The sequence below is a fragment of the Microbacterium sp. 22215 genome (genome assembly GCF_052045655.1).
GTDB classification, from domain to species: domain Bacteria; phylum Actinomycetota; class Actinomycetes; order Actinomycetales; family Microbacteriaceae; genus Microbacterium; species Microbacterium phyllosphaerae.
This window is the reverse complement of sequence record NZ_JBQEPC010000011.1, coordinates 123,895-142,636: the sequence shown is the minus strand read 5'-3', so window position 1 is coordinate 142,636 and position 18,742 is coordinate 123,895. Positions and strand designations below refer to the sequence as shown.

The window sequence follows — 18,742 nt, the reverse complement described above, 5'->3', positions numbered from 1 at the left end:
CCGTGTCTGTCGACCGTGCACGTGTCGAGCGGCTCACACGGGAACTGCTCGAGGCGATCGGGGAGGACCCGGACCGCCCCGGTCTGAAGCAGACTCCCTCGCGCATGGGCGAGCTGTACGCGGAGTTCTTCGCCGGAGTCGGAGAGGATGCCGCGGCACCCCTCGCGCACACGATCAGCGTGGCCCGCGGCCCTGCGCCCGACACGCTTCCGTCCGGCGCGGTGCTGCTGCGTGACATCCGCTTCCGCTCGGTGTGCGAGCACCACCTGCTGCCGTTCGCCGGTCGCGCGCACATCGCGTATCTTCCGGGCGAGCAGGTCGTCGGCCTCGGGGCGCTGGTGCGCGTGGTCGAGACGCTCGCCGCGCGGCCGCAGGTGCAGGAGCGACTCGGCGAGCAGATCGCCGACACGATCGCCGAGCACCTCGACACCCGCGGCGTGCTGGTCGTGCTCGACGCGAGCCACGGCTGCGTCACGATGCGCGGCGGACGCCAGCCCGAGGCATCGACCCTGACCATCGCCGCGCGCGGTGAGTACACGGATGCGGTCGCGCGGGCAGAGCTCATCGCCCTCATCGGCGCATCACCGGGTTCGGGAGCGGCGCACGCATGACCGGTATCTGGGGCATCGTCAACGTCACCCCCGACTCGTTCAGCGACGGCGGGCGGTATCTCGACGTCGACCATGGTGTCGCGCACGGCCTGCGGCTGCGCGCCGAGGGAGCCACCGTGCTCGACATCGGTGGCGAGTCGACGAGGCCCGGCGCCGAGCGGGTGGGAACCGCGGAGGAGCAGAGACGCGTGCTGCCCGTGATCGAGCGGCTGGCCGCCGAGGGCGTGCCCGTGAGCATCGACACGCTCAACGCGTCGACTGCCGCGGCAGCCGTGCGGGCCGGAGCGCGGATCGTGAACGACGTCTCCGGCGGCCTCGCCGACCCGGAGATGCTCGCGGCCGTCGCCGAATCCGGCGCCGACTATGCGATCGGCCACTGGCGGGACTTCTCCGACGACATGTACGCCCACGCCGAGTACCGCCGTGCCGCCCGAGAAGTCGCGGGGGAGCTGCAGGAGCGCATGGGAGCCGCCGCCGCTGCCGGGATCGCCCCGTCTCGACTCATCGTCGATCCGGGCATCGGCTTCTCGAAGAAGGGCGGGCAGAACTGGGGCGTCCTTCGAGGACTCGACCAGATCGTCGCTCTGGGACCGCGCGTCCTCATCGGCACCTCCCGTAAGAGGTTCCTCGCCGAGACGCTCGGAGCCGACCCCGCCGAGGTCTCGGAAGCCCGCCGCGACCTCGCGACCGCCGTGACGAGCGCGCTGGCGGCGCGAGCGGGCGTCTGGGCCGTGCGGGTGCACGATGTCGGTGCCACGCGCGATGCTCTCGCCATCGCGCACGCCTGGGAGGGTTAGAGCATGGATTTCCTCGATGAGATCGTCCTGACGGGGCTCACGGTGTTCGGCCGGCACGGCGTCTACGATCACGAGCGCGAGAACGGGCAGGAGTTCACGATCGATCTGCGCCTGATGATGCCGCTCGGCGCCGCCGCGGCATCCGACGACGTGCTCGACACCGTGCACTACGGCGAGCTCGCCGAGAAGGTGGCCGCCGTGGTCGCCGGGGAGCCCGTCAACCTCATCGAGACGCTGGCGGAGCGCATCGCCGACGTCGCTCTGTCGGACTCGCGCGTGCACTCCGTGAGCGTGACGGTACACAAGCCGCACGCCCCGATCGCCCTCACCTTCAGCGACGTCGCCGTGACGGTGCACCGCGCGCAGAAGCACCCGACCGTGGAGTCCTCGCGATGAGCCGCAACCTGGCGAACCCGCCGAGCATCCCCGGTCCGCGCCCCGGCAGGGGAGACGCGGTGGCCGTGGTCGCCTTCGGAGCGAACCTCGGCGACCGTGAGCGTACGATCCGCGCGGCCGCCGAGCGTATCTCGAGATTGCCTCTGGTCAGCGACGTCCGTCTGTCCCCGCTCGTCGAGACGGTCGCTCTTCGTCTCGACGGCCCAGACCCCGAGGCCCCCGGATACGTCAACGCGGTGGCGCTGGTCACCACACGGCTCGCGCCCGGCATCCTGCTGGGGATGCTGCACGCGATCGAGGACGAGCACGGCAGGGAGCGTCACGAGCGCTGGGGTGACCGCACGCTCGACCTGGATCTGATCGCGTACGGCGATGAGAGATCCGACGATGACCGCCTTCAGCTGCCGCATCCGCGGGCCTTCGAGCGACTCTTCGTGCTCGAGCCCTGGCTTGCGCTCGATGCCGGGGCAGTGCTTCCCGACCACGGCAGGGTCGCCGACCTGGTCGCCCGCCTGCACGATCAGGGGGAGCGATGAAGCGCACCTCCGTCGGTCTGCTCGTGGTCCTCGCGATTCTCGCGGGGGCTGCGGGCTTCGTGCTCGACCACATGCTCACCGCGATGGGGCGCACCACCTTCACGCCGTCGCTCCTGCTGCCCGTGCTGCTGCTGCTGATCGCGGCCGCCTCGCTCGCAGTGGCGTGGCCCGTGCGGTCGAGCGTGCGCAACGGCGTCCGCATCGATCCCTTCCGTGCGACCAGAGCGGTCACCCTCGCCCGGGCGTCCAGCCTGGTGGGAGCGATCATGGCGGGCTTCGGTGCGGGGCTTCTGGTCTTCCTTCTGACCAGGCCGATAGATCCCCCGGTAGGGTCGACTGTGGCGATGCTGGCACTGATCGGAAGCGCGATCGTGCTCGCGGTCGCCGCGCTCATCGCCGAACAGTTCTGCATACTTCCGAAGGATCCTGATGACTCAGAACCCAGAGATCGAGCCGGGGATCCCGGCCCCGCTGAACTCGGCGGAGGTCACTGACCTCACGGCCCTCGACCAGGGGACGTACGCGCAGCTGCGCACCGCCCGCAGCGAGGCGAGACTCGAGCTCGACGGAAGCTGGCACCAGATCTCGCCGCGCTACGTCGTGTCGCAGATCGTGCAGAACCTGATCTTCGTGGCATTCGTGCTCGCCGTCGCGCTGGTTCTCGCGCTCGTGCTGCACCAGACGTGGGTGTGGATCCCCGCCGGTGTCGTCGTGCTCATCACGCTGATCACCCTGGTCATCCTGCCGCGTCAGGCGAAGGCCATCGGCTACATGCTGCGCACCGACGACATCGTCTTCCGCAAGGGCATCCTGTGGCAGCGCATGATCGCGGTGCCGTACGGACGCATGCAGCTCGTCGACATCACCCAGGGCCCTCTCGACCGCGCCTTCGGAGTCACCCAGCTCAAGATGGTGACGGCCGCCGCGACGACCGGCGTGCAGATCCCCGGCCTCACCCAGGCCGCAGCCGAGGCGCTGCGAGACACCCTCATCCACGTGGCCGAGACCCGCCGGACGGGCCTGTGAGCGAGCAGCAGCTCCCGGCGCCCCCGAACTCGGGCGGGCCGGCGGAGGGGGATCCGACGACGCTCGCAGACGGCGAGTGGCATCGGATGCATCCGCTCACGCCGCTCTTCAAGGGCGGCCTGGCGCTCATCATCGTCGCCGGTATCGCGATCGCGAACCTGCGCGACCGTCTCATCGCCTGGTTCGTGGATCTCTTCACCCCGGAAGAGGCGCACTACGACGACTACACCGGCGGCGATCCGGTCGACTGGGTGCTCGCCAACAACCTGGTGCTCGTCGTCCTGCTCGGCGTGCTGGCGCTGGCGGTGGTGCTGGTCGCGATCTTCTGGTTCGTATGGCGCTTCCAGCAGTTCCGCATCACGGGTGACCACGTCGAGGTGCGCAAGGGCATCGTGTTCCGCTCCCACCGGCGGGCGCCGCTCGACCGCGTGCAGGGTGTCAACCTCACGCGGCCCTTCCCCGCGCGCATCATCGGGCTCGCGAAGCTCGAGGTCGTCGGCGCGGGCACCGACTCGAACGTCGAGCTCGAGTACCTCGCCACGCCTCGCGCGGAGTCCGTGCGTGCCGACATCCTGCGGCTCGCCTCGGGTGCTCGCGCCGCGCGGCAGACGGCGGCGGACGCGGCATCCGGGGTGCACGCGCCTGCCTCGCCCGCAGCAGCTCCGGGCGCTCCCGGCGGTCCCTCGTCGACCCGGGCTCAGCTCGTCGGATCCGTGAACGCCGGCGTGAACGGACTCATCGGCGGCGTCGACCTCGCCGACGTCGAACCCGAGAGCGTGGTGAAGATCCCCGCAGGGCGCCTGATCGGATCCCAGGTGATCTCGAGTGTGCTGTGGCTGGTGTTCTTCGGTTTGATCTTCGGCGTGGCGGTCGGCGGCGTGGCGATCGGGTCGCTGGTCGACGGGGATCCGATCGAAGGGTTCCTCGGTCTCGGGATCACGCTCGGAATCGGAATCCCGATGATCATCGCGGTCGTGGGTATCACGTGGGCGCAGATCTCGAAGTCGCTGCGCTACTCGATCGCACCGACGCCGGACGGCGTGCGCATCACGTACGGCCTGCTGACCACCGTCACCGAGACGCTGCCGCCGGGGCGGATCTTCGCGGTCGAGGTCACGCAGTCGCTGCTGTGGCGCCCGTTCGGCTGGTGGACGATCAAGATCAACCGCATGAGCGGCAAGAGCGCGGCGCAGCAGTCGTCGAGCTCCGCGCAGCAGTTCAACGTGGTGCTCCCCGTCGGCAAGCGCGCCGATGTCGAACGGGTGCTCGCGCTGATCCTTCCCGACGCGCCGGTCGCCGACATCCCGCTCGTGTGGGAGCACGGGATCCTCGGCCCCGTCGAGGGAGACCCGTACCGGACGATGGCGCGCCGGGCCTGGTGGCGCAGGCCCCTGTCGTGGAAGCGGCACGGATATGCGCTCACCGACTTCGGTCTGCTGCTTCGGCGGGGAACGGTCTGGCGCAAGCTGGCGATCTTCCCGCTCGCGCGGCTGCAGGGCGTCTCGCTCTCGCAGGGACCGATCGACCGCGCACAGCGCGTGTCGGGCGCCCAGGTGCACTCGGTCCAAGGCCTCATCACCGGATATCTCTCGGGCCTGGAGCGTGACGACGCCCTGTTCCTTCTCGACGGCGTGAGCTCGGCCGCCGTCGCTGCGGCGGCCCGCGACCACACGCACCGCTGGGGCGAGTACGTGACGGATGCCGAGGGCGAGCAGGTTCCCGGCGGGTATCCGGGGGCCGGCAGCGAGGTCGGGGTCGGTGAGCTCGGTGCGCCGCCCGTGGCATCACCCGTACAGCCGTCGATGCCGCCCGCACCGTATGGGGCGCCGCCTGCTCCACCCGCGCCTCCGGTCGCGCCTCCTGTTCCTCCTGTGTCTTCGCCTGTGCCACCCGCGCCGGCGGCGCAGCCGCCCGCGCCGCCGGTGGTCCCGCCCGCTGCTCCGCCTGCTCCGCCGGTCTCGCCGGTACAGCTGCCGCCGGCCCCGCCGGTACAGCTGCCGCCTGCCCCGCCGGCGCCCCCGGCTCCGAACCGTGAGTGATCCGTCGCGCCGTGACGGGCGCCTCGGGGTCGGCATCATCGGAGCCGGTCGTGTCGGCCCGGTCATCGGTGCGGCGCTCGCCGGCGCCGGCCACGCAGTCACGGGCATCACGAGCGGCTCGGACGACGATCGTGCGTCGGCCGTGCTGCCCGACGTGCCGATCCTGGACGCGCTCGAAGTCGTGCGGCGCAGCGAACTCGTCGTCGTCGCCGTTCCTCATGACGAGCTGCCCGCTCTGATCGCGGGTATCGCCGAGGTCGGCGGCTGGCAGCTCGGCCAGCTCGTGCTGCACACCGACCCCGGGCACGGGATCGAGGTGCTCCGCCCCGCCGCCGAGCGCGGGGCGATCCCTCTCGCCGTGCACCCGGCCATCACGTTCACGGGCACGACGATCGACCTGCGCCAGCTGCAGGCGAGCTACGCCGCGGTGACAGCGCCCGCCGCCGTGCTCCCGATCGCCCAGGCGCTGGCGGTCGAGATGGGATGCGAGCCCGTCGTCATCGCCGAGGCCGATCGTGCGGCGTACGCCGATGCGATCCAGGCGGCGACCGAATTCTCGCGGTCGATCATCGTGCAGTCGACCACCCGCCTCGGTGAGATCGGCGTCGAGAACCCCGGTGGATACCTGTCGGCTCTGGTGCAGTCGACCGTCGAGAGGGCGCTGCGCGACGCATCCGGCCCCTCGCCCCTGCTCTGAGGCCAGACGTCCGCGCCGCCCCGCTGAGGTCGGATGCCCCCTTGAGGTCAGATGCCCCTCTGCGGTCAGCGGCCTCCCGAGAAGCCGCCGCCTCCTCCGCCGCCGGAGAAGCCCCCGCCGAACGATCCGCCGGCGCTCGACGAGCTGCTCGCGCTCGGTGCCGAGTAGGTCGCGGCAGCGTTCGACGAGGCGGCGAAAGCCACGAGCTGCCCTCGGACGAACGGTGCGGTGGGGTCACCGATCCAGGTCGCCCCGCGCTGCGCGGAGGCGTACGCCGTCTCGAGCACCTGGCCCCACTCGTCCTCCATCCCGAACAGCATCGCGTAGGGCAGAAGACGCTCGTAGACGACGATCACGTTCGCGTCGCCGTCCTGACGGCGTTCCGCACCCGAGTACGACTGCAGCATCCGCAGTCGATCGGCTTCTGCCACGCGGATGAATTCCCTGACCCCCATGAGGTACTCGTACTGTCGGGCTCCTTCTGCGGTGAGCACCGTGTGCTTCGAGAAGCTGTAGAGCGACGAGAGCAGCACGAGGAACAGCCCGAACGCGATCGCGACGAAGGCGGGCATCGCGGTGACCCTCCCCGCGATGATCCCCCACAGGCCGAGTCCGAACCCCGTGACGACGACGGCGATCGCGCACCACTGCAGGATCATCGCGCCGCGGCTTCGCGCCTTCGTCACCAGCCCCCGAGACTCTGCCGCCTCGGCGCCGCTCTTCGACAGGGCCGTCATACGTGCGGCGAACTCCTCACTCGAGGTCGGGAGTTCGGCGACGCCGTCGGCGTCGGCATCCGTGAACAGGGCATCGAGCGCTTCGACATCCAGCTGATCGGGAATGCGGCCTCCGGGGAGGCGCCGTAGCCGCGGTTCCTCGGCCTCCGTCCCCTCTTCGATGCGCACCGTGCCACGCACCGCGAGGTGGACGATCTCAGCGGGGATCGCAGCCTTCGCCCCCGGCACGATCGCTGCGGCGAGCAGGGGTGGCAGGGAATCCGGCACGTCGTACTGGGCGACGACGATGCCGTCGGCGGTTCGTCGGGACCTCTTGAACGACGACACGGCGAACCAGGCGCCGACCGAGAGACCGAGTCCGCCGAGCGCGGCGATCGCGGGCACGGTGTCGGTCACAGGATCGGGCTCACGAGCTGACGGCTGTGCGGCGGTGCCCGCGTCGAAGCCGACCGCGACGGTGACTCCCTGCCCCGGGGACAGCTCGTTCGCCTCGACATGGAACGCTGATCCGTCGGCCGACTCAGTGAGCGGGCATTCGTCGGTCGAACCCGCATACCCCACGTAGCAGCGCGTGGCGCCTGTCATCCGGTCTGTCATCTGCGCGTCGAACACGACGTCGGCGCGGAACTCCTCGACGGGCTGCGTGCTGTCGAGGGGGAGGAGATCCCAGTAGAACTCGTCGACGCCGGTGTCGGCCGCGAGGACGACATCGCGCATCTCGTACTCGATGACGTAGGTCTGAGTGCCCTGCACATAGTCGTCGTCGCCTGTGAGGACATAGAGCAGACCGTCGTCCTCGTCGGTCTCGTACGGCACGTCGGCGCCGCTTCCGTCGGTCACCGACAGGATCTGCAGTTCGAGCCACGCATTCTCGTAGCTGGTCGGCATTCCGCGGACTATGCCCTTGTTCTGATCGAAGTCCGGGAACCTCGCCGTCAGCGTCTCGGTGACGTGCATCCGCGCACGGCCTTCGTCGTCGAGCGACACGTCGAAACGCGCGTCCCACGATTCATACGAGAAGTCGTCCACATCGGCGCTCGCGGACCTCGCGTCGGCGAGCATGCCGGTGTTGTCGGCGGCGGATGCGGCCGCCGAGGCAGCCGGGGCCGCAACCGCGGCGGCAGCCGGGGTGACCGCCGCGGCGACGCCGATCTGGCCAGTCCGATGGTGGCGAGGGTGCGGGCGAGTCTGATGGCTGCCATGCATCGAGGCTACCCAGGCTCGACCGCGGGACGAGCGACTCGACCTCGGTAAACTGGAGACGACTTTTCAAGGAGCCCCGAATGACTGACGCGTCTGCCGCGCCCGAGACGGCCACGGCCGCCACCGAAGAAGACGTCCACGAGCAGAAGGCCGTGCGTCTCGCCAAGCGCGAGCGCCTGGTCGCGAATCGAACGGATGCCGGTGGGGGAGCGTTCCCCGTGGGTGTTCCGGTGACGCATCAGATCCCCGCCCTGCGTGCCGAGTACGGCGAGCTCGAGGCCGGCGCCGAGACCGGCGTCGTGGTCGGCGTCGCGGGCCGTGTGGTCTTCAGTCGCAACACCGGCAAGCTGTGCTTCGCGACCCTCCAGGCGGGCGACGGTTCGCGCATCCAGGCGATGATCTCGCTCGCGAACGTCGGTGAGGAGTCGCTCGCCGACTGGAAGGAATACGTCGACCTGGGCGACCACGTGTTCGTCCATGGCGAGGTCATCTCCAGCCGCCGAGGCGAGCTTTCGATCATGGCCGACGGATGGGCGATCGCCTCGAAGGCGATCCTGCCGCTTCCGAACGCGTACTCCGAGCTCAGCGAAGAGGGTCGCGTGCGCAGCCGGTACCTCGACCTGATCGTCCGCGAGCAGGCGCGCACCACGGTCCGCGCCCGTGCCGCGGTCAATGCCAGCCTGCGCGCGACGTTCGGCAGCCACGACTACCTCGAGGTCGAGACACCCATGCTGCAGGTGCAGCACGGAGGTGCCTCGGCTCGTCCGTTCGTCACGCACTCCAACGCGTTCGACACCGAGCTGTACCTGCGCATCGCGCCGGAGCTCTACCTGAAGCGCGCCGTCGTCGGCGGCATCGAGCGGGTCTACGAGATCAACCGCAACTTCCGCAACGAGGGCGCAGACTCCACGCACAGCCCCGAGTTCGCGATGCTCGAGGCGTACCAGGCCTACGGCGATTACAACCAGATGGCCGCGCTCACGCAGGAGCTGGTGCAGAAGGCGGCGATCGCGGTGTCGGGTTCGACGACCGTGACCTGGGCCGACGGCACCGAGTACGACCTGGGTGGCGAGTGGGACCGCATCTCAATGTACGAGTCGCTGTCGGCCGCATCCGGTCGCACGGTCACCCCGGGCGATTCGGTGGAGGACCTCATCGCGTTCGCCGAGGCCAACGGCGTCGACCTTCCGGCTCAGGCGACGCACGGCAAGCTCGTCGAGGAGCTGTGGGAGCACTTCGTGAAGGGCGACCTCGTGCGCCCGACCTTCGTGATGGACTTCCCTGTCGACACGTCGCCCCTGGTCCGCGAGCACCGTTCGATCGACGGCGTGGTCGAGAAGTGGGACCTGTACATCCGCGGCTTCGAACTCGCGACCGGATACTCAGAGCTCGTCGACCCCGTCATCCAGCGCGAGCGTTTCGTCGAGCAGGCGAAGCTCGCCGCGCGAGGCGACGTCGAGGCGATGCCGGTCGATGAGGAGTTCCTGCGGGCTCTCGAGCACGGCATGCCGCCGTCCGGTGGCATGGGCATGGGGATCGATCGCCTGCTGATGGCGATCACCGGGCTCGGAATCCGCGAGACCATCCTCTTCCCCCTGGTCAAGTAGTCGAGGTCGCGCCGCGGCGGAACGCCCACTCGGGCAGCACTGCGGCGTTGATCATCGTGTCGAGCAGGGCGGCGAGGCCGTAGCGGGGATCGATCTCGCGCACGAGCTCGAGGTAATGGGCGGCGTGGCTCGCTCGGCCGAGCGCCCACGACAGCCACGCCGCGGCGGTGAGCGGGCCGGGCCGGGAGGCCAGTGGTGCGCGAGCCGCCGTCGCGCGCGCGAGCGTCAGTGCGCGGCGAAGGCGATCGGGGTCGGGCGACGGCCCCCTGCCGAGGAACACATCCCCGAGGTCGTCGGGCACAGCCGTGCGAGCGTCGGCGAAGGCGAGCTGCGCGGCAAGGGTCCGAGCGCCGCCGACGGCGTCCGTCGCCCACTGCGTCAGGGCGACGTCGCGGAAAAGGGGCCGGTCCAGACACCAGAGCAGCGCCGCGGTCGCGAACGGCGGCAGATCGTCGGATGGCGAGAGGACCGCCTCGAAGAATGCGGGGATGTCTTCGAGGAGCACGAGGGCGGCGATCGCCTGCGGATTCCGTCGACCGGCGAGGGCATCGCTCCTGGTGCCTTCGAGCAGATCGGAGATCTCGCGGAGTGCCCGGCCGACGCGTTCCTTCTCCGCGAAGTCGACCGTCGGCAGCGCGACGCCCGACAGCTGGTCGCCCGAGACATCGCCGATGCCCGGCACCGCAGGGGGCGCCTCGTCGAGACGCCGCACCTCGGGGTCGCGATCGAGATAGCTCGACCAGCCGGACGGCGTGACGCAGAGGGCATCGACGATGCGCAGGCCGGCATCTTCGGCGCGACCCAGCAACTCGTCGACTTCGACCGCGAGCGGCAGGACGATCCCGTCGCGGGTCTCGTGCACCTCGTCATCGGTGTAGACGACGACGGCGACCGCATCCGTTCCGTCGACGCGCGAGACGAGACCGATCGACGCGTCGACGTAGTCGTGGAGCGAGACGTCGTCGTCGGGGAGGTCGAGCCGCATCGCCCCGCACGTACGAGTGCCGTGGAACGGCAGCAGGACGAGACTGTCGGTGGGGGTGAAGCCGGCGAGGGACGGGACGATGCTGAGGAACTCAGCGGAGCCGGAGGCTCTGAGCAGTGTGGTCATCCTGCGAGTGTCATCGCGAGGGAGCTTCCGAACCCGCGTTTCCACAGGGCTGGCCCGGTGCCTCCGTGGACCCGCGAATGTGGAGGAGCAGTGGGTCGCGCACCGCGTACCATGGAGTCATGGAGAACTTCTGGCTCGCCGCCGCATGGTCGATCATCCCGACCATCGGGGTGAGCGTCGTGTTCTTCTTCGTGCTGCGCGGGATCCTTCGCTTCGATCGGACCGAGCGCAAGGTGCACGCCCGCATCGAGGCCGAGGAGCGGGCCGCTCGCGGCCTGCCGCCGCGGTCCTGAGCGGCGTCCGCACCATCGGCTACTGTGTAGCCAGCGCACCCCTGCAGGTGCCCACGAAGGCGCTCGTCGCCGATGTGCCGACCCGCCGAGAGGACGAGGGATGACACCCGAGACCTGGGCGTGGTGGATCACGGCTTTCCTGGTCGCTCTCGACCTGACCATCCGCATCACCGCGATCATCGTGATCCCGCGCAACCGGCGACCCACCGCGGCGATGGCCTGGCTGCTCGCCGTGTTCTTCATCCCGTTCGTCGGGGTGTTCCTCTTCCTGCTGATCGGCAACCCGCGACTGCCGCGCGCACGCCGCCGCAAGCAGGACCAGATCAACGAGTACATCGCCGAGACGAGCGAGCACCTGCACTTCGGCACGCTGCGACCGAACGCCCCGAGCTGGTTCCCTCCGCTCGTCGAGATGAACCATCGACTCGGTGCCCTTCCGATCTCGGGCGACAACGGCGCCCATCTGATCTCGGGGTACCAGGAGTCGCTCGACGCGATGGCCGAAGAGATCCGCAAGGCGGAGGACTACGTCCACGTCGAGTTCTACATCCTGCAGTCCGACGCGTCGACCGACAACTTCTTCCGGGCGATGGAAGAGGTCGCCGCACGCGGGGTGCAGGTGCGAGTGCTGCTGGACCACTGGGCGAACCGGTGGAAGCCGAAGTACCGTGACACGATCGCGCGCCTCAATCGGATGGGGGCGAACTGGCACCTGATGCTGCCGGTGCAGCCGCTCAAGGGGCGCATGCAGCGCCCCGACCTCCGCAACCACCGCAAGCTCCTCGTCGTCGACGGCAAGGTCGCGTTCCTCGGTTCGCAGAACGTCACCGATTCGACGTACAACCTGCCGAAGAACATCAAACGCGGGCTGCACTGGGTCGACCTCATGGTGCGCATCGACGGTCCGGTCGTCCTGAGCGTGAACGCGATCTTCCTCAGCGACTGGTACAGCGAGACCGACGAGGTGCTGCAGGAGATCGACATCTCGCATGCGGAGGCCGGGTCGGGCGATCTCGACTGCCAGGTCGTGCCGTCCGGGCCGGGGTTCGAGGTCGAGAACAACCTGCGTCTGTTCCTCGGGCTGCTGTATGCGGCCAAGGACAGGATCATGATCGTCAGCCCCTATTTCGTCCCCGACGAGGCGCTGCTGCTCGCGGTGACCGCCGCGGTCGACCGTGGCGTCGAGGTCGAGCTGTTCGTCTCCGAAGAGGGCGACCAGGCGATGGTCTACCACGCGCAGCGCAGCTACTACGAGGTGCTGCTGAAGGCGGGAGTCCGTATCTGGATGTACCGCAAACCGTACATCCTGCACACGAAGAGCCTGACGATCGACGACCAGGTCGCGGTGATCGGTTCGAGCAACATGGACATGCGATCGTTCGGTCTCAACCTCGAGGTCTCGATGCTCGTGCGCGGCGAGGAGTTCGTCGCCGAGATGCGCGAGGTCGAAGACGAGTACCGCTCGCTCAGCCGGGAGCTGACGCTGGACGAGTGGATGCAGCAGCCGCTGCGCTCGACCGTGCTCGACAACCTCGCACGCCTCACCTCGGCACTTCAGTAGACCTTTCAGGCATGTGCGCGGGGGTGCCCGCGGGTCGCACCGGCCGGTACCCTGTTGTGCATGGCCACCCCCACTCGCGTCATCGCCGCTCTCTCCGCGCTCGCGGCCGCCCTGCTGATCGCAGGATGCACCTCGACTCCCGGTGCGGATGCCCCCACCGACGCGCCGTCCACCTCGCCCACGGCGGGGAGCACGGATGACGCCGATGACATCGAGGGGGTCCTTCTCGACGACGGCCGGATGTTCGGCGTCGTCACCTGGGGGTCCTCGACATGCGTTCCGCAGGTCGACCAGGTGTCGGCCGAAGGGCAGACCGTCACGGCGGCCCTCGTCGACTCCGAGGACGCCGACAAGGCCTGCACGGCCGATCTCGCTCCTCGTGCGAGTGTCGGAGCGGTTCCTGAGGGAGTCGACCCGACGAAGGGGATCACGCTGAAGGTGACCTACGGCGACGTCGTGGACGACGTCGATCTCGACGGCGACCCGTCGTTCACGGGCACCCCTGGGTCATCGACCGAGTACACGCCGAGCGCCGGCTGGTTCGACGACGGCTCGCTCGTGCTTCTCACGTGGGGCTCGTCGAGCTGCGCTCCGGTCGTCGAGAGCCTCGAGGGCTCGGGCGCGACGGGCACGGCCACCTTCGTCACCGATGACACCCAGGTGTGCACGATGGACATGGCGCCTCGGGCGACGATCATCGCGTTCGGCGATGACGCGGTCGACGACGACGACTTCACCCTGACTCTCGTCGGAGGAGGCCTGGACGGCACCGTCCAGGTTCGCTGATCCGGACCGAGCGCTGATCGGACAAGGGTGCCGCGATGGTTCGTCGCGGCGCTCTCAGAGTGCGGCGACCGGATGTCCGGCGGGCAGAGCGAGCAGCAGCGCGCCCGGGTCCGCCCTGCAGGTGACGCGCACCGCGAGGCCGAACTCGTCGCCGTCGAGTTCGATCGGGATCGGTCGGGGAGCTGCCGCCTCGGCGACCAGTCCCCGGAAGTAGTGCACCGACGCATCCCTGCCCCGGCGCTCGAGCACGCGGCGTCCTGCACGGGAGCGTCGGAGCACCGAGTTGTCCCACCAGATCTTGCGCCACACGCCGAGCCATCCCAGCACGCCCGTCGGCTGGATCACGGCGACGTCGAGGATGCCGTCTGCGATGGAGGCATCGGGGATCAGGGCGATACCGGCCGGCAGAGTGCCGCAATTGGCGAACAGGATGCTGTGCACCTTCGTGGTGTGCAGACGTCCGTCGTCGATCTGGAACACTGCTCGGAACGGCTCCGCGGACACCAGCGACCGTGCGGCGCCGTCGACGTACGCGATCCACCCGACCGACTTCTTCAGGTCGGAGCGGGTGTTGGCGATCATGTCGGCGTCGAGGCCGATACCGGCCAGGACCACGTAGGCGTGCTCTTCGTGCTCGCCGCTCTCGCGGGTGAGTCGCGCCCACCCGATGTCGATCGCATGTCGGAAACCGCCCAGGGCCGCTCTGATCATCTCGTCGGAGTCGCCGAGCGGGAGGTTGAGATTGCGGGCGAGGAGGTTGCCGGTGCCGCTGGGGAGGATCGCGAGCGGAACACCGGTGTTCGCGATGGCCTCGGACACCGCGCGCACCGTGCCATCGCCTCCGGCGACCAGCACGACGTCGACTCCGCGCTCGAGCGCCTGCGCCGTCGCCCGCTGGCCCGGATCCGCGACGGTCGTCGGATAGAACGCCGGATGCTCCCATCCGGCTTCGCTCGACAGGGTGCGGACCCTGGCGCGCAGATGCTTCTCGTCGACCTTGATGGGGTTGTACACGAGCGCCGCCTGTCGCCGGGCGGGGGCGCTCATCGTCATGGCGCTACTCTAGTGCGGCGGATGCGCCGTGCCGGCCGCGGCGGACGCGCCCGGCACGCACCATAGACTTGGTGGATGATCGACCTCGCACTCCTCCGCGAAAACCCGGAGATCGTCCGCCGTTCTCAGGCCGCCCGTGGCAACGACCAGGGCACCGTCGACATCGCACTCGAGGCCGACCGATCGCGCCGAGCGGCACTCTCCGCATTCGAAGAGCTGCGTGCCGAGCAGAACGCGTTCGGCAAGCAGGTCGCGAAGGCCCCCAAAGAGGAGAAGGCCGCGCTCGTCGCGCAGGTGAAGGACCTCGCCGAGCGCGTCAAGCAGGCGCAGCAGAGCGCGAACGAGGCGTCAGAGGCGGCATCCGCTGCACTCGCCCGCATCGAGAACGTCGTCGTCGACGGCGTCCCCGCCGGCGGTGAGGCGGACTTCGTCGAACTCCGCCGCGTCGGCGACGTGCCGGCCTTCGATTTCGAACCGCGCGATCACCTCGAACTGGGCGAGATCCTCGGTGCGATCGACATGGAGCGCGGCGCGAAGGTCTCGGGTGCCCGCTTCTACTTCCTGCGCGGCATCGGGGCGCGCCTCGAGATCGCCCTCATGAACCTCGCGCTCGACAAGGCTCTGCAGAACGGCTTCGTGCCGCTGATCACGCCCACCCTGGTGCGACCGGAGATCATGCAGGGCACCGGGTTCCTCGGCGAGCACGCCGACGAGGTCTACCACCTCGACAAGGATGATGATCTCTACCTGGTCGGCACCAGCGAGGTCGCGCTCGCCGGGTACCACAAGGACGAGATCCTCGACCTCGGAAAGGGCGCGCTGCGCTACGCCGGCTGGTCGACGTGCTACCGGCGCGAGGCGGGTTCGCACGGCAAGGACACCCGCGGCATCATCCGAGTGCACCAGTTCAACAAGCTCGAGATGTTCGTCTACACGAACCCCGAGGATGCCGAGGCGGAGCACCTGCGTCTCGTCGCACTGCAGGAGGAGATGCTGACCTCTCTCGGTCTCGCGTACCGCGTCATCGACGTGGCGGCGGGCGACCTCGGGTCGAGCGCCGCACGCAAGTACGACATCGAGGCGTGGGTTCCGACGCAGGGTGCCTTCCGTGAGCTGACCTCCACCTCGAACTGCACCACGTATCAGGCTCGCCGCCTCGACATCCGCCACCGGCCGGAGGCGCAAGACGGTCAGACCGCGAAGACGCAGCCGGTGGCCACGCTCAACGGCACCCTCGCGACCACCCGATGGATCGTCGCGCTGCTCGAGACGCACCAGCAGGCCGACGGTTCCGTGCGGGTGCCCGAGGTGCTGCGGCCCTACCTGGGCGGACTCGAGGTCCTGGAGCCCGAGGCATGACCGCTCCCTGGCTCGTCGGCCTCGACGTCGACGGTACGATCCTGCTGCAGGACGAGACGATGAGCCCCGGGGTGCCTGAAGCCGTCGCTCGGCTGCGTGACGCCGGGCACGAGGTGACCATCGCCACCGGACGCAGCTGGATGGCGACGCGTCGATATGTGGAGATGCTCGGCCTGACGGCGGAGTACGTCGTGTGCTCGAACGGTGCCGTGACGATGCGGCGTGTCGGTGACGAGTGGGAGCGGTGGCACATCGAGGTCTTCGACCCCGCGCCCGTTCTCGCGCTGCTGCGCGAGCGGCTGCCGGAGGCGCGGTACATGGTGGAGCTCGGGTCGGGCCAGCGGCTCTACACCGAGCACATGGACGACTGGACGCTCGATGCAGGCCGGCAGGTGAGTTTCGAGGAGCTCGCGGCCGAGCCGGTCTCGCGCATCGTGGTCGTCTCTCCCGGTCACGACGAGGACGACTTCCACCGACTCGTCGCCGACGCAGGACTCAACGAGGTCTCGTACGCGATCGGCTGGACGGCGTGGCTCGACATCGCGCCGCAGGGCGTCGACAAGGGAACGGCCCTGGAGCGCGTGCGCACCGAGCTGGGATTCGAGCGGGGCCAGGTGCTCGTCGCCGGAGACGGCCGCAACGACATCGGCATGTTCGGGTGGGCGCTCGGGCTCGACGGTCGTGCTGTGGCGATGGGGCAGGCGCCCGACGAGGTCAAGGACGCCGCCGGCGAGGTGACGGCGGACGTCGAGGACGGCGGGCTGGCGACAGCGCTGAACACGCTTCCAGCACCTGCCCAGGTCAGCGCGGGAGAATAGAACTCGGCTAGACTCACGGCTTGTCGGCAGATTGTTCTGTCGGGAGGGTTGTCCGAGCGGCCGATGGAGCTGGTCTTGAAAACCAGTGGGCAGAGATGTCTCGTGGGTTCGAATCCCACACCCTCCGCATTCCAGGGAACGGTGTCCCCCCGCACCGCACGCTGACCGAAAGGCCCCGAGTGAGTCCTAGCACCCGACGCCGTCGCACCATCGCGCGCCATGGTCAGTTGCGCACGCCGGGTCCGCTCAGCCAGCTTCTGACCTTCGTCGCGATCGGTCTCGCCGTCGTCCTCGTCAGCGGCTTCAGCATCGCGGCATACGTCTTCTACGATCTCTCCAGCACGGTCACGGCTAACGCGGTCGAGCTCGACACGACGACGGAACTGCCGCCCGACATCGGAGAATACAAGGAGGGATTCAACCTCCTCCTGACCGGCGTCGACACGTGCGAAGAGGAGTATGCGGAGTACTTCGGAGATCGGTGCGACGGAGCCGACTCCGAGGGCACGCTGAATGATGTCAACCTGCTCGTGCACGTCTCGCAGGAGCCTCGCCGCATCACGGTCGTGAGCTTCCCCCGCGACCTGATGCTCTCGATCCCGGAGTGCGAAGACGCCCAGGGCAACGTCCATTCGGCGATGAGCAAGCAGCCCCTGAACGTCGCCTACACCGACGGCGGCCTCAACTGCGTCGCGAAGACGATCACGGAGCTCACCGGCCAGGAGATCCAGTTCGCGGCGTCCGTGACCTTCGGCGGCGTGATCGAGATCACCAACGCGATCGGCGGCGTCGACGTCTGCCTCGCGACGCCGATCAAGGACCGATACACGGGCCTCGACATGACCGCGGGCACGCACACGGTGAAGGGACTCGAGGCTCTTCAGTTCCTGCGCACCCGCCACGGTGTCGGTGACGGCAGCGACCTCGGCCGCATCGGCAACCAGCAGCAGTACATGTCGAGCCTCGTGCGCAAGCTGATCAGCAGCGAGACCCTCGGAAACGTCCCGATGATGCTCAAGCTCGCCAACACGGGACTCAGCAACGTCGAGGCCAGCACGTCGCTCGCCGACCCCATGAAGATCGTGCAGATCGCTCTCGCGGTGAAGTCCGTGCCGTTCGAGGACATCGTCTTCCTGCAGTACCCGACCGGCGCGGACTGGGACAACGCCAACAAGGTCGTGGCGAACGAATCCGCCGCGCAGGAGATGTGGGACGCGATCAACGCGAACGCCCAGCTGCAGGTCACGCATGAGAACACCGAGAGCGACGGCGTCGTCGTGACCGAGCCCACGCCCGCTGATGCGGGCGCGGCCACCCCCGATCCTGCGGCCACGCCCGACAACGTCGTGGCGCTCCCCGACTCGATCAAGGGCAACTCCGCCGCGCAGCAGACCTGCTCGAACGGAAACGTCAACTGACTCGCGCGTTCTGATCGGAGAGCCGCCCCATCCCTGCCGGGAGAGGGCGGTTCTCTCGTTCAGTCCTCGTGCGCCCCCGCGGGCGGTGGCGTCGCTCCCGGAGCCGGCGGGTAGAGCACGTCCATCAGCGACTCGATGATGCCGGGCATGTCGACGGTCGGGTCGATCATCCACTGCAGCTGGAGCCCGTCGGAGACGGCCTGGATCACCCTGGCCATGGTGTCGGGGTCGAGGGTCGCGCGCCGCTGCTCGTCGCGCTCGAACGCGACCGCGATGCTCTCCCGGAGTCGTTCGCTGCGATCGAGGAAGTAGCGGTGGGCGGGATGCTCCGGATCGACGGCATCCACAGCCAGGCGGGAGAACAGTTCGACGACGCCCGGGACTTCGGCGTTGCGGCGGATCACGTCGACGAACGCGGCTTTCGCGTCGACCGGATCCACCGGTTGCGGAGTGTTGAGGTCGTGCTCGTCGCGTGTGCGGAGCACTTCGGTGAACAGCTCCTCCTTGCTCCCGAAGTAGTGCAGGAGCGCTGCCGGGGTGACCCCGACGACCTCGGCGATCTGTTTGAGCGACGCATTCTGGTATCCCTTGCGTCCGATCACATCGAGCGCGCTCTCGAGGATCTCTCCGCGTCTGGCGACGCCCTTCGCATATGAACCTCGTCGTGCCATCTCTCGAGACTAATCCTGAACAA

19 protein-coding genes and 1 tRNA gene are annotated in these 18,742 nt (G+C 69.0%); 16 read left to right on the top strand and 4 right to left on the bottom strand.

Annotated elements, in window-relative coordinates; translation table 11 throughout:
- The first annotated feature begins 2 nt into the window (after window positions 1–2).
- From folE to ACTJKH_RS16280, 8 genes are read left to right on the top strand one after another with little or no spacing between them, the layout of a single operon-like run.
- A complete protein-coding gene (folE, locus tag ACTJKH_RS16315; RefSeq protein ID WP_440737784.1) occupies window positions 3–611 on the top strand; it encodes a GTP cyclohydrolase I in 609 nt (202 codons plus the stop codon).
- Window positions 608–1,408 carry a dihydropteroate synthase gene (gene folP, locus ACTJKH_RS16310; protein ID WP_440737783.1) on the top strand — a complete coding sequence of 267 codons (801 nt, stop codon included), beginning with the start codon at window positions 608–610 and terminating at the stop codon, window positions 1,406–1,408. The genes folE and folP overlap by 4 nt, the downstream gene beginning before the upstream one ends.
- 3 nt (window positions 1,409–1,411) lie before the next feature.
- Window positions 1,412–1,804: a dihydroneopterin aldolase gene (folB, locus tag ACTJKH_RS16305; protein WP_440737782.1), complete on the top strand. Its 393-nt coding sequence runs from the start codon at window positions 1,412–1,414 to the stop codon at window positions 1,802–1,804.
- Window positions 1,801–2,340: a 2-amino-4-hydroxy-6-hydroxymethyldihydropteridine diphosphokinase gene (gene folK, locus ACTJKH_RS16300; protein WP_210096975.1), complete on the top strand. Its 540-nt coding sequence runs from the start codon at window positions 1,801–1,803 to the stop codon at window positions 2,338–2,340. Before folB ends, folK begins: the two co-directional genes overlap by 4 nt.
- Window positions 2,337–2,834: a DUF3180 domain-containing protein gene (locus ACTJKH_RS16295; RefSeq protein ID WP_440737781.1), complete on the top strand. Its 498-nt coding sequence runs from the start codon at window positions 2,337–2,339 to the stop codon at window positions 2,832–2,834. The genes folK and ACTJKH_RS16295 overlap by 4 nt, the downstream gene beginning before the upstream one ends.
- Complete coding sequence (locus ACTJKH_RS16290) at window positions 2,770–3,366, top strand: PH domain-containing protein (protein WP_210096977.1); 597 nt, start codon at window positions 2,770–2,772, stop codon at window positions 3,364–3,366. The genes ACTJKH_RS16295 and ACTJKH_RS16290 overlap by 65 nt, the downstream gene beginning before the upstream one ends.
- The gene (locus tag ACTJKH_RS16285; protein WP_440737780.1) at window positions 3,363–5,405 is read left to right on the top strand and encodes a PH domain-containing protein; all 2,043 of its coding nucleotides are present in this window, start codon (window positions 3,363–3,365) and stop codon (window positions 5,403–5,405) included. The genes ACTJKH_RS16290 and ACTJKH_RS16285 overlap by 4 nt, the downstream gene beginning before the upstream one ends.
- Entirely contained in the window at window positions 5,398–6,102 is a 705-nt protein-coding gene (locus ACTJKH_RS16280; RefSeq protein ID WP_210096979.1) for a DUF2520 domain-containing protein, read from the top strand. The genes ACTJKH_RS16285 and ACTJKH_RS16280 overlap by 8 nt, the downstream gene beginning before the upstream one ends.
- 65 nt (window positions 6,103–6,167) lie before the next feature.
- Here the strand turns inward: ACTJKH_RS16280 and ACTJKH_RS16275 are convergent, their stop codons facing one another.
- Window positions 6,168–8,045: a DUF2207 domain-containing protein gene (locus ACTJKH_RS16275; RefSeq protein WP_440737779.1), complete on the bottom strand. Its 1,878-nt coding sequence runs from the start codon at window positions 8,043–8,045 to the stop codon at window positions 6,168–6,170.
- A 77-nt stretch (window positions 8,046–8,122) separates the two neighbouring features.
- Here ACTJKH_RS16275 and lysS point away from each other — a divergent pair, with 77 nt between their 5' ends.
- Window positions 8,123–9,649 carry a lysine--tRNA ligase gene (lysS, locus tag ACTJKH_RS16270; protein ID WP_440737778.1) on the top strand — a complete coding sequence of 509 codons (1,527 nt, stop codon included), beginning with the start codon at window positions 8,123–8,125 and terminating at the stop codon, window positions 9,647–9,649.
- Here the strand turns inward: lysS and ACTJKH_RS16265 are convergent.
- The gene (locus ACTJKH_RS16265) at window positions 9,642–10,760 is read right to left on the bottom strand and encodes a DUF4192 family protein (protein WP_440737777.1); all 1,119 of its coding nucleotides are present in this window, start codon (window positions 10,758–10,760) and stop codon (window positions 9,642–9,644) included. The genes lysS and ACTJKH_RS16265 overlap by 8 nt on opposite strands.
- Window positions 10,761–10,879: 119 nt before the next feature.
- Between ACTJKH_RS16265 and ACTJKH_RS16260 the strand changes: the two genes are divergently transcribed.
- From ACTJKH_RS16260 to ACTJKH_RS16250, 3 genes are all read left to right on the top strand, one after another.
- A complete protein-coding gene (locus tag ACTJKH_RS16260; protein WP_164481682.1) occupies window positions 10,880–11,053 on the top strand; it encodes a hypothetical protein in 174 nt (57 codons plus the stop codon).
- 100 nt (window positions 11,054–11,153) lie between these two features.
- Window positions 11,154–12,614 carry a cardiolipin synthase gene (cls, locus tag ACTJKH_RS16255; RefSeq protein WP_440737776.1) on the top strand — a complete coding sequence of 487 codons (1,461 nt, stop codon included), beginning with the start codon at window positions 11,154–11,156 and terminating at the stop codon, window positions 12,612–12,614.
- Between the two features lie 60 nt (window positions 12,615–12,674).
- The gene (locus tag ACTJKH_RS16250; RefSeq protein WP_440737775.1) at window positions 12,675–13,400 is read left to right on the top strand and encodes a hypothetical protein; all 726 of its coding nucleotides are present in this window, start codon (window positions 12,675–12,677) and stop codon (window positions 13,398–13,400) included.
- 54 nt (window positions 13,401–13,454) lie between these two features.
- Here ACTJKH_RS16250 and ACTJKH_RS16245 read toward each other — a convergent pair whose 3' ends face one another.
- A complete protein-coding gene (locus ACTJKH_RS16245; RefSeq protein ID WP_440737774.1) occupies window positions 13,455–14,453 on the bottom strand; it encodes a diacylglycerol/lipid kinase family protein in 999 nt (332 codons plus the stop codon).
- A gap of 75 nt (window positions 14,454–14,528) precedes the next feature.
- Here ACTJKH_RS16245 and serS point away from each other — a divergent pair, with 75 nt between their 5' ends.
- The 4 genes from serS (at window position 14,529) to ACTJKH_RS16225 (ending at window position 18,048) form a co-directional block, all read left to right on the top strand.
- The gene (gene serS, locus ACTJKH_RS16240) at window positions 14,529–15,812 is read left to right on the top strand and encodes a serine--tRNA ligase (RefSeq protein WP_259160432.1); all 1,284 of its coding nucleotides are present in this window, start codon (window positions 14,529–14,531) and stop codon (window positions 15,810–15,812) included.
- The gene (locus ACTJKH_RS16235) at window positions 15,809–16,630 is read left to right on the top strand and encodes an HAD family hydrolase (protein WP_440737773.1); all 822 of its coding nucleotides are present in this window, start codon (window positions 15,809–15,811) and stop codon (window positions 16,628–16,630) included. The genes serS and ACTJKH_RS16235 overlap by 4 nt, the downstream gene beginning before the upstream one ends.
- A 42-nt stretch (window positions 16,631–16,672) precedes the next feature.
- Window positions 16,673–16,757, top strand: a tRNA-Ser gene (locus ACTJKH_RS16230).
- 52 nt (window positions 16,758–16,809) lie between these two features.
- Window positions 16,810–18,048 (top strand): LCP family protein, encoded by a 1,239-nt coding sequence (locus ACTJKH_RS16225; RefSeq protein WP_440737772.1) that lies wholly within the window; start codon window positions 16,810–16,812, stop codon window positions 18,046–18,048.
- A gap of 59 nt (window positions 18,049–18,107) precedes the next feature.
- Here ACTJKH_RS16225 and ACTJKH_RS16220 read toward each other — a convergent pair whose 3' ends face one another.
- Window positions 18,108–18,719 carry a TetR/AcrR family transcriptional regulator gene (locus ACTJKH_RS16220; protein ID WP_440737771.1) on the bottom strand — a complete coding sequence of 204 codons (612 nt, stop codon included), beginning with the start codon at window positions 18,717–18,719 and terminating at the stop codon, window positions 18,108–18,110.
- Between the last annotated feature and the right edge of the window lie 23 nt (window positions 18,720–18,742).

Excerpts from the sequence above, each read along its gene's own strand:
- ACTJKH_RS16290 (WP_210096977.1), top strand. The coding sequence starts at position 2,770 with ATGACTCAGAACCCAGAGATCGAGCCGGGGATCCCGGCCCCGCTGAAC.
- folP (WP_440737783.1), top strand. The coding sequence starts at position 608 with ATGACCGGTATCTGGGGCATCGTCAACGTCACCCCCGACTCGTTCAGC.
- cls (WP_440737776.1), top strand. The coding sequence starts at position 11,154 with ATGACACCCGAGACCTGGGCGTGGTGGATCACGGCTTTCCTGGTCGCT.
- ACTJKH_RS16250 (WP_440737775.1), top strand. The coding sequence starts at position 12,675 with ATGGCCACCCCCACTCGCGTCATCGCCGCTCTCTCCGCGCTCGCGGCC.
- ACTJKH_RS16295 (WP_440737781.1), top strand. The coding sequence starts at position 2,337 with ATGAAGCGCACCTCCGTCGGTCTGCTCGTGGTCCTCGCGATTCTCGCG.
- folB (WP_440737782.1), top strand. The coding sequence starts at position 1,412 with ATGGATTTCCTCGATGAGATCGTCCTGACGGGGCTCACGGTGTTCGGC.
- lysS (WP_440737778.1), top strand. The coding sequence starts at position 8,123 with ATGACTGACGCGTCTGCCGCGCCCGAGACGGCCACGGCCGCCACCGAA.
- ACTJKH_RS16235 (WP_440737773.1), top strand. The coding sequence starts at position 15,809 with ATGACCGCTCCCTGGCTCGTCGGCCTCGACGTCGACGGTACGATCCTG.
- ACTJKH_RS16245 (WP_440737774.1), bottom strand. The coding sequence starts at position 14,453 with ATGACGATGAGCGCCCCCGCCCGGCGACAGGCGGCGCTCGTGTACAAC.
- ACTJKH_RS16275 (WP_440737779.1), bottom strand. The coding sequence starts at position 8,045 with ATGCATGGCAGCCATCAGACTCGCCCGCACCCTCGCCACCATCGGACT.
- folK (WP_210096975.1), top strand. The coding sequence starts at position 1,801 with ATGAGCCGCAACCTGGCGAACCCGCCGAGCATCCCCGGTCCGCGCCCC.
- ACTJKH_RS16260 (WP_164481682.1), top strand. The coding sequence starts at position 10,880 with ATGGAGAACTTCTGGCTCGCCGCCGCATGGTCGATCATCCCGACCATC.
- ACTJKH_RS16265 (WP_440737777.1), bottom strand. The coding sequence starts at position 10,760 with ATGACCACACTGCTCAGAGCCTCCGGCTCCGCTGAGTTCCTCAGCATC.
- serS (WP_259160432.1), top strand. The coding sequence starts at position 14,529 with ATGATCGACCTCGCACTCCTCCGCGAAAACCCGGAGATCGTCCGCCGT.
- ACTJKH_RS16220 (WP_440737771.1), bottom strand. The coding sequence starts at position 18,719 with ATGGCACGACGAGGTTCATATGCGAAGGGCGTCGCCAGACGCGGAGAG.